Raw genomic sequence first — 10,041 nt, 5'->3', positions numbered from 1 at the left:
GAAGACACTGTCTTCGCACGTGTTAGCTTAGCGGAGCGAAGACACTGTCTTCGCACGAATTAGCCTTCTAGTTAGCCTTGGCGAAGGCGGCCGGTCGAATGCTAAGCCATCCATGGCGCATTCGACACTAGACACGTCCTGTGTCGTCGCCTCAGTTGCCCTTATACGCTGGCCACGACGATAAGCGGATGAGCTTATCGCCACACTGCAACTCACTACGCATACTCCAGCAGTGTGGATTGGCCGAGTGTCCCTGTAGCCAAGACTCGAACAAGGATGTTCGAGATTAGAGCGCCGCCATGGATGGCAAGGCGCCGTGATGGCGAGAAGGGACCTTCCAGAAAGTAAATAACGAAGTTATACTTTCTGACTAGTATAAGAACACCAAATATCAGATTTATAATTTATACCCCATAGGGGTATATTGATAGTTTAACTCTTGAGTCCCCATATGTCAAGGGAATGTGGAGCCTACCCCTACTAAAGTGGCACTAAAATAAACCAGGAAAGTATTTTGAATACATATAAAAACGTTACGACTAATGAAGGACTAACAGGTTGATATTATAGTATAATACCGTTGATGATTAGGAAGGAGCAACTTTAAATGAGTAAAATTAAAATGAATGTCCCTTTAGTAGAAATGGACGGGGACGAAATGACTAGGATAATCTGGAAATGGATTAAAGAGTTATTAATTGAACCCTATGTTGACCTTAAAACTGAGTATTACGATTTGGGATTGCAAAAAAGGGATGAGTCCAACGACCAAATCACGATTGATTCGGCCCTAGCAACTAAAAAATATGGCGTGGCGGTCAAATGTGCCACCATTACGCCCAATGCACAAAGAATTGAAGAGTATCACTTGAAAGAAATGTGGAAAAGCCCTAACGGTACGATTCGCGCCATTCTTGATGGCACCGTTTTTCGAGCACCTATTATCGTTAACAGTGTCAAGCCTTTAATTGCCACCTGGAAAAAGCCAATTACTATTGCGAGACATGCTTATGGTGATATCTACAAGAATACTGAATATAGAGTTGGTGGTCCTGGCAAAGCCGAGCTTGTCTTTACCGGAGAGAATGGGGAAGTACGCGAGACTATTTTTGATTTTAGCGGTCAAGGGATTATTATGGGCATGCACAATATTGATAAATCGATTGAAGGATTTGCACGAACTTGCTTTAATTATGCTCTGGAAGTCAAACAGGATCTATGGTTTTCCACAAAGGATACTATTTCCAAGATCTATGACCATACCTTTAAGGATATTTTCCAAGACATTTATGACCAAGACTATAAGCTCAAGTTTGAAGAAGCTAAGATTGAATATTTCTACACTCTGATCGATGACGCCGTTGCCCGCGTTGTTCGGTCAGAAGGTGGTTTCATATGGGCCTGTAAGAATTACGACGGTGATGTTATGTCTGACATGGTGGCCACTGCTTTTGGTAGCCTAGCAATGATGACCTCCGTGTTATTATCTCCCGACGGTTTTTATGAATTTGAGGCTGCACACGGGACAGTCACTCGACATTACTACAAGCACCTCCAAGGAGAAGAGACCTCAACAAATTCCATGGCCACTATCTTTGCCTGGACAGGAGCCTTGCGAAAACGCGGCGAGTTAGATGGAATTGATGAGCTGATTGTCTTTGCCAATAAATTAGAAGCCGCTTCGATTCAAACGATTGAAGAAGGAGTCATGACGAAGGATTTAGGCGCACTCTCAGAGTTGACGGATAAAAAAGTTGTATCAACACGAGATTTCCTTGTTGAAATTCAACAGCGGTTAAATAATAGTCTATAATAGTCTAGATTTAAAAGAGGTTATAAAAGAGTTTCACGGATTATCATCCCCATACAGTAGACACGTATAAAAGAGAACCCTATAATTGTGGTTCATAATGTGTCTCTGTTAGGGGCTTTTTACTTTATATGACCCCCTAATGGAAAATGCTTGATTTGATATACATAGAAAGTAAAATATAAACCATAATAGTGCTTAGGGGGTGATTCTCATAAACTTATATTGGCTTATTCAGGCCGTTGCCTACTGGTCTCTTGTTCTATTTCTAGTACCTATAAACTATCTTAGAAAACTTATTCTATTTTCATTTCTGGGAGGATTCATTTATACATGGATTGTTCAAATAATTGCAGTCAATCTATTTAAAGGTTGGTCTTTTAGACCAGATATACTCACGTTCTCTAATATACCCGTGTTTTTTACTTTGAGTTGGTTTGCAGTTACGACTGTATTTGGCTATTTGCTGTGGCGTTTTCCAAGATATCAGATCTGGATTGTCATGTTTTTTACTTTATGGGCCACTGCTATGAACTATACAGCGTTATTACTTAAACAGATTCATCTGTTAAAATGGAGTATCGCTGAAACGTTTATGTTTGCTATTTTTTCCCACGTTCTACTCCTTTATGCTTTTAAGTATCTGCATCATGTCAATGAATTAGGATCCACAGAAACGATGTTCGAAGATTCCTTTTCAAGGTTTAAAAATAAATAATAGGTTATATAGTGATAAAGGGTTGTATTAAACTTGTGAAGTTTGTACAACCTTTTTTTGTCCAATTTTTCTATAAAGAGTTTTTTAATAAGCCAATAAAGACGTTTTAACACAATCAATTTATTAGACTAGTATTAATAGTCAAAATTAATTAACAAATTTATGCGTTGATATTACATTATTATCTAATTTGTGATAATATTCAATTAAATGAATTTGAATTCATTTGTTGCTTATTGAAACTTGGATTTTACAGGACTCCCCCACTTATAAAAGTTGGAGTCTTGTAAATTGGATAAGATTCTCTTGGTAATAACTTCGGTATAGAAACGCGCTCTCGTTTTTTGCAAAATATAATGAAATGGCAGGCGACTATAACATGAATGAAAAGCCGGGAATTATCTATGATGACGTTAAAAAGTGCGTTGATGAAGTTATCAATTATGTAGGAAAGGATATCACCTTTAGTATGACTCTAGCCCTAGGAAAACCTGTTCTCTTTATTAATGAGCTCTACCGGCGAGCCAAAGAGGATCCTGAGATTAAGCTTAGGATTATCACTGCTCTTACTCTTGAAAAACCCAAAGGGCACAGCGACCTGGAAAAACGATTTTTAGGGCCCCTATCGGATAGGGTTTTCTCAGGAGTTCCGGAATTTGACTTCATGCTCGATTTCCGAGCAGGAAAGCTCTCCAAGAATGTTGAAGTTTTAGAATTCTTTTGTAAAGCGGGTGGGTACCTAGGGAGTCCCGAAGCTCAGCAAAATCACTTGGCAACAAACTATACCCATGCTAATCGGGATGCTCTGGCCTTAGGTGCTAACGTCTTCGGACAATTGATAGGTTATCGAGACATCAATGGTAAGACAATGTATTCTATGAGTTGTAACACAGATGTCTGTCTTGAAGCTGTGCAAAACTTTAAAAAGTTAAGAGCCAAGGGGATGAAAGTTGCTATTATCGGGGAAGCAAACAAAAAGATGCCCTTTATGTATGGAGATGCCGTTGTAGAAGCGGATACTTATGACATTATTCTTCAGGGACCACAATATGATTATGAACTTTTCTGTCCTCCTAAAGACCCGGTTGCTCTGCCCGACCACATGATTGGTCTCAATGTCAGTACCCTGATAAAAGATGGCGGCACCATTCAGGTAGGAATCGGTGCGCTTGGAGACGCTATTGTCTCCGGACTTATCCTGCGTAATGACCACAATGACCTTTACCAGAAAATTCTTCAAAAGTCTGGGATTATGAAACGATACGAGAAACTGATCTCTGAGTGGGGGGGACTGGAGTTTTCCAGAAGGGGCTTTATGGGTCCTCCGAAATGTTTGTTGATGCTTTTATGCAGATGTATAAAAGCAAAATCTTAAAGCGGAAGGTCTTCGACAGCATCCCTATCATGAAACTAATTAATGACGGAAAACTCTCAGTAGATAGCATTCCGATCGACATTATTGACCAACTTATTGAAATGAAAGCAGTTCATTCTAAACTTAACGAGGAAGATTTTTCGTTTCTCATAGAATTTGGAATTCTAAAGCAGGGTCTTATCTATGAATCAGGCTCTATTCGTGATGGAGAGAGTCATTACTCCGCAGATCTGACTGACAATGAAAATCGCCTGAAGCTCCGAACGTTGCTTGGAAAGGAGTTGCGAGGTGGTCAAGTTATCCTTGGCGCCTTCTTTGTTGGCCCAAAGGCCTTTTACCAAGCGCTCAATGACATGAGCGAAGAGGAAAGAAAGCTCTTTGGCATGTCCGGTGTCGAAAAGGTTAACCAACTTTATGGAGGGGAAGAGCTGAGAACTCTACAACGAAAAGATGCTCGGTTTGTCAATACCGGCATGGTGTCAAGTGTTCTGGGATCTATTGCCTCAGATCAGCTTGAGGATGGCAGGGTTATCAGCGGAATCGGCGGACAATATAATTTTGTGGCCATGGGGCATGCCCTCCCGGATGCTAGAGTTATCATGATGGTCAAAAGTACTAAAGGGTACGGTAAAAGTCTTAAATCCAACATTGTCTTCAGTTATGGCCATTGCTCTATACCCAAGCATCTGAGGGATATCATAGTTACAGAGTATGGAATTGCTGACGTTCGTAGTAAACCTGAAAAACAAGTTATTGCTGAATTAATCAATATCACTGACTCTCGATTTCAAATGCAACTCCTAGCTCAAGCAAAAAAAGCAGGTAAAATCCCCTTGGATTATGAGATACCGATAGAGTACAGAAATAATACGCCAGAAAAGATCAGCAATCTTTTAAAACCCTTTCAAGCCCATGGTGTTTTTCAACCATTTCCGTTTGGTACGGATTTGACGGAGACTGAGGTGGTTCTGGGGGGTGCTTTAAAAGCCTTAAAAAGGCTTTTAACTGGCAATCGCCTTAAACTAGTTCAAGGGGTGCTCTTTGAAATGTTCAGACCGTTTCCAAAATCAGCCTATCCGTTTATGGAACGATTAAACCTCCACAAGCCTTCTTCACTGCAAGAAAAAATCATGAGAAAACTCGTTACCTTTGCCTTGAGGAGTACTAACAGTCTTAACGATTCTGCTCGTGTACCAATCTCCAATAGTGCTTCAAAAACTTTGCATAAATAACTAATTACAATGGGACCATCTGAAACTCAGTCCCCAAAATTCTAAGTGATTACAAAAATCAACGAGCGTCCTCCTTTCAACTATCAAAATGGAGGATGCTTGTTTTTTGTTACTTATTTCTATCTTAAATCAAAAATAGTCAGAATATAATACCAATTCTTAATTATATCTCTAATTGTTAAGAACTAAATAAACAATGCGTTAAAGAACTATAGATACTCACAAATTAATGAATATTTAATTAAATTGTGATTACATTGTTGATGGATTTATGATAATATTCAATTAATGAATCCACATTCACAATTATATGTGCACTCTGTTATTAGAAAATTTCAACGAAATGGCAGGCGACAATAATGTTAAATGAAAAGCCGGGAATGATCTATAACGACGTGAAAAAATGTGTCGAAACGGTCATCAACTATGTCGGGAAGGATATTACCTTCTCTATGACCCTTGCCCTGGGGAAACCCGTTCTCTTTATCAACGAACTCTACAGGCGAGCCAAAGAAGATCCGGAAATCTCGCTTAAAATCATCACTGCTCTTTCACTTGAAATACCAAAAGGCCACTCCGAGCTAGAAAAACGGTTTCTTCAGCCTCTTTCAGATAGAGTCTTCGCTGGGGTTCCGGAGTTTGACTATATGCTTGATTTCCGAGAGGGAAAACTTGCTAAGAATGTTGAACTCTTTGAATTTTTCAGTAAAGCAGGCACCTACTTGAATAATCCAATACCTCAGCAACACCATTTGTCTTCGCACTACACTCATGTTGTTCGTGATGCTTTAGCCCTCGGAACAAATGTTTTTGGTGAACTTATCGGTTACCAAGAGATCAACGGCAAAACCATCTACTCCATGGCTTGCAACCCAGATATCTGTCTTGAAACTATCCGAAAAATGAATGTAATGAAGGCCAACGGTCAAAAGGTAGTTGTTATCGGGGAAGCCAATAACAAAATGCCCTTTATGTATGGAGATGCTGTTGTAGAAGCGGAAAACTATGACATTATTCTTCAGGGGCCACAATACGACTATGAACTTTTCTGTCCACCACAAAATCCTGTGGCCCTATCCGATCACATGATTGGTCTCAATGTCAGCACCTTGATAAAAGACGGTGGCACATTACAGGTTGGGATTGGCGCCCTTGGCGACGCAATTGTTTCAGGACTTATTATGCGCAATGAACATAATGATGTCTATCAGGAAATCTTGAAAAAAGCTACCTTAACAAAACGTTATGAAAAACTAATTACTCAATGGGGGGATACAGGAGTCTTCCAAGAGGGGCTTTTTGGCTCCTCCGAGATGTTTGTCGATGCTTTTATGCAAATGTATAAAAGCAAGATCTTAAAGAGGAAGGTTTTTGACAGCATCCCTCTTATGAAACTAATTAATGACGGCAAGCTCTCCGCTGATAACATCCCTTCGGATATCATTGATCAACTGCTTGAAATGAAGGCGGTTCATACAAAACTTAGCGCCAAAGACTTTGCCTTTCTTTCTGAATACGGAATTCTAAAAAAGGGCCTTAAGTATGAAAATCATTCTATTATCGATGGAGAGCTTAGCTATTCCGTCGATATGAATGAAGAAACAAATCGACAAAAGATTAAACAATTGCTTGGAAAAGAACTTCTCAAGGGGTTTGTAATACAGGGTGCCTTCTTTTTAGGCCCAAAAGCCTTTTATCAGGCTCTTAAGGAAATGAGTGAAGAAGAAAGGCAACTCTTTGTCATGTCTGCTGTCGAAAAAGTAAACCAGCTTTACGGTGGGGAAGAACTAAGGACCCTGCAAAGAAAGGATGCCCGCTTTGTTAATACTGGTATGGTGGCAAGTGTTCTCGGTTCAATTGCCTCAGATCAACTTGAGAATGGGCAAGTAGTCAGTGGAATTGGTGGTCAATATAATTTCGTCGCTATGGGTCATGCCTTATCTGATGCGAGGGTTATTATGATGGTCAAAAGTACAAAAGGGTCTGGTAAAAACCTCAAGTCCAACATTGTTTTCCGCTATGGGCATTGCTCAATACCCAAACATTTGAGAGATATCGTAGTCACAGAGTATGGAATCGCAGACATTCGAAGTAAACCGGAAAAACAAGTCATCGCCGAAATGATTAATATTGCTGATTCAAGGTTTCAAAAGCAACTCCTTGATCAAGCCAAAAAGGCGGGCAAGATACCCATGGATTATGAAATTCCAGAAGAATTTAGAAATAACCTACCTCAAAAAATCTCTACCCTGCTCAAGCCTTATCAGTCTCAAGGCTTCTTTCAACAATTCCCATTTGGTACGGATTTTACGGAAGAGGAGGTTGCCTTAGGGGGAGCGTTAAAGTCCTTGAAGGCACTTGCAAAGGCTAATCGTCTTAAATTAGTCAAAGGGATAGGTTTGGAATTGTTTAGACCTATTCCAAAATCTGCCCATAACTACCTTAAGAGAATGAAACTACTTGATCCTGCCTCCTTAAATGAAAAGGTTTTGAGAAAAATTGTTGTGTTTGCTTTAAGGAATGTCAATACGTTCGCTGATACTCCCTCTTTTCCTATCAATACTACGAATCATGTAAAGTCGAATTGACCAGTCTGCCCTGCGTGCTTCTCGAGAGAGCGATAATCTGAGATGCGTGGATCGTTGTGGTCCGTCTAGAACAATAAAAACAAGCGTCCTCCTTTTGGACGCTTGTTTTTTATTCAAGTTCATTCTATTTGAAGCTAATATTTACCGTATACAATACGCTCGCGTAGCTCTCCGATCATGGCAGGTACCTCGATGCTCATCGGGCAACGTTCGACACATCTACCACAACGTAAGCAGGAATAAACGAGCGGAGCCGCTTTCTCCATGCCACCAGCTACAAATGCCGTCCAGATGGCACCGATTCCACCCATATAGACATGTCCGAAGTGACCCGCAGTCACTTGAAAAACAGGACACTCATACATGCACCCGCCACAACGTAAGCAATGCAGGGCCTGGCTAAACTTATCCTCACGGGCCATATCACTGCGACCATTGTCCACAAAGATGACATAGAATTCTTTGGGACCGTGCGCCCCGTACGTGGTTACTTTCTCAATGTCACCCGTTTTACTCGGACCACTGACAATATTGACATAGCCCGGTACGCCATACTGAGCATAGCGCCAAGTAACCTCAGCAACTTTCATGGCATCCTGGAAGGTTGGAACCAATTTCTCGGTCCCCACCATCACGATATGAACCGGGGGAGCACCGGTAGCGAGCCGTACGTTACCTTCATTTTCGATAATAACCATCGCACCTGTGTCGGCAGCTACCACATTAGCTCCACTGATTCCCACATCGGCTGTGAAATACTTCTCTCTAAGGAATTCTCGTACGACCTTTACTTCTTCAGCAATATCAGGAGGTACTTCTTTGCCAAAGAACTTGCTGAAAACTTCCGCTACCTGTTCACGTGGTACGTGAATGGAAGGAGAAAGAATATGCATCGGACGTTCCTTACGCAGTTGGAGGATGAACTCGCCCAAATCTGTCTCCCAAACCTCGTTACCATTCTCCTCTAAATACTCACGCAAGTGGAGTTCTTCGCCCAGCATGCTTTTCCCTTTGACTACAGTTTTACCCCGGCCAATAATACCGAGAGCAATTTCCAAAGCAGCTTGATGGTCTTTAGCAAAAAACGCCTTTCCTTTGTTACGCTCAACCGAATCCATTGCTTGGTTCAACAAATTATCTAAGTTCGCCATGGAGTGGCGTTTAATCCCTTGCACTTCCTCTGCCAATTCTGGAGTGTGTGGAAAACGCTCTAGCGTCTCAGAAACTGTGTTGCGGTATGAACTGACCGCCCTTGAGATTGCTGTTCGTATATTAGTGTCTTCGCTCGCTTTATTTAGGTCCTTGGCATAGGTGACAAAGTCTTTTCTTAAGTCGACGGTCATGCTTTACTCCCCCTATATAGGAATTCGATTAAATCTTCAATAATGGCCGAATCCCCTTTAGCTCGACCACCCTCTAAGGCTGATAAACAATAGGGACAAGACGTCAAAATATGTTCGGCGCCGCTTTCCTTCAACTCATTCACCCGACGGGATCCAATGACATGGGATAACTCTGGAAAGAGGATCTTAATCGGCCCGCCACAACATGACGTCCATTCCCGATTGCGAGGAGCCTCTTTAACGTCTGCCCCAACGCTTTCTAAAATGTCTCGTAATTCCTGATGAATTCCTAACTCGCGGGCCAATCGGCAGGAATCATGAATAACGACCGCTCCAGAGGCTTCAATTTTGGCAAGTTGATCTCGCCGTTGCCAGACGAGATCAACAAAGGTTACAATTTCTAAATCGAACCCGTCAACCATTTTAGGATAAATGAATTTAAAGACTTCTGCAGCATGGGGAGACAGACAGACGATCGTCTTAGCACCACTGTTTCTAATCACTTCAACTACTTTTTGGACATAGCTTTTCATATCCTCTAAGTAACCTAGTTCATAGAGCAAAGCACCGCTATATAACTCCTCATTTCCGGAATAACAAAACTCATAGCCGAGACCGTGGAGCACTTTTGCAGCCTTTAAGCAAACTGAGTTATATCTATCTTTGTCCTTAGCAAGGACAGAAGCGTACATTTTTTCTGCGTTAATCCCAGTCTTATTCAATATATTTCGTGCACCCATCATCATTGAAAACACTTTACTACCCTGGTCAAGATGAGTAATCGTCTTAACCAATGAGTCAATAAAGGGCAGCAATTGATATTCTCCACCCGTATAGAATAGTAATTCTCCTTTAACAGGCAAATCAAGTTCTTTAGCCCAAGATGCAACCTCTGAACCCTTTAAGGCCAGCGGATTGCCGTGCTTAATAATATTTTCACTAATGATGTCAAGTACCATCGGCATCTTTGATTCC

7 protein-coding genes are annotated in these 10,041 nt (G+C 41.2%); 5 read left to right on the top strand and 2 right to left on the bottom strand.

The genetic code is table 11. The annotated features are described in order from the left end of the window. Positions 1–607 precede the first annotated feature (607 nt). The 5 genes from UF75_RS22550 (at position 608) to UF75_RS22535 (ending at position 7,723) form a co-directional block, all read left to right on the top strand. The gene (locus UF75_RS22550; RefSeq protein WP_045576784.1) at positions 608–1,813 is read left to right on the top strand and encodes an NADP-dependent isocitrate dehydrogenase; all 1,206 of its coding nucleotides are present in this window, start codon (positions 608–610) and stop codon (positions 1,811–1,813) included. 424 nt (positions 1,814–2,237) lie between these two features. After that, positions 2,238–2,528 carry a hypothetical protein gene (locus UF75_RS30460; protein WP_242860390.1) on the top strand — a complete coding sequence of 97 codons (291 nt, stop codon included), beginning with the start codon at positions 2,238–2,240 and terminating at the stop codon, positions 2,526–2,528. Positions 2,529–2,907: 379 nt separating this feature from the next. Beyond that, the gene (locus UF75_RS31145; RefSeq protein WP_348983093.1) at positions 2,908–3,903 is read left to right on the top strand and encodes a hypothetical protein; all 996 of its coding nucleotides are present in this window, start codon (positions 2,908–2,910) and stop codon (positions 3,901–3,903) included. Beyond that, positions 3,858–5,135: an acetyl-CoA hydrolase/transferase C-terminal domain-containing protein gene (locus UF75_RS31140; protein ID WP_348983092.1), complete on the top strand. Its 1,278-nt coding sequence runs from the start codon at positions 3,858–3,860 to the stop codon at positions 5,133–5,135. The genes UF75_RS31145 and UF75_RS31140 overlap by 46 nt, the downstream gene beginning before the upstream one ends. A 359-nt stretch (positions 5,136–5,494) precedes the next feature. After that, positions 5,495–7,723 carry an acetyl-CoA hydrolase/transferase C-terminal domain-containing protein gene (locus tag UF75_RS22535; protein ID WP_045576783.1) on the top strand — a complete coding sequence of 743 codons (2,229 nt, stop codon included), beginning with the start codon at positions 5,495–5,497 and terminating at the stop codon, positions 7,721–7,723. A gap of 134 nt (positions 7,724–7,857) precedes the next feature. On the opposite strand, the gene UF75_RS22530 is transcribed toward UF75_RS22535, so the two are convergent. Both UF75_RS22530 and UF75_RS22525 read right to left on the bottom strand, forming a co-directional pair. Continuing rightward, positions 7,858–9,066 carry a lactate utilization protein B gene (locus UF75_RS22530; protein WP_045576782.1) on the bottom strand — a complete coding sequence of 403 codons (1,209 nt, stop codon included), beginning with the start codon at positions 9,064–9,066 and terminating at the stop codon, positions 7,858–7,860. Beyond that, positions 9,063–10,041: (Fe-S)-binding protein (locus UF75_RS22525; RefSeq protein ID WP_242860389.1), on the bottom strand; the 979-nt coding region annotated here is incomplete at its 5' end. The genes UF75_RS22530 and UF75_RS22525, both read right to left, overlap by 4 nt.

Source organism: Desulfosporosinus sp. I2 (assembly GCF_000960765.1).
GTDB lineage: Bacteria > Bacillota > Desulfitobacteriia > Desulfitobacteriales > Desulfitobacteriaceae > Desulfosporosinus.
Note: the sequence above shows the minus strand (reverse complement) of the source record. Positions and strands in the feature narration are given on the sequence as shown.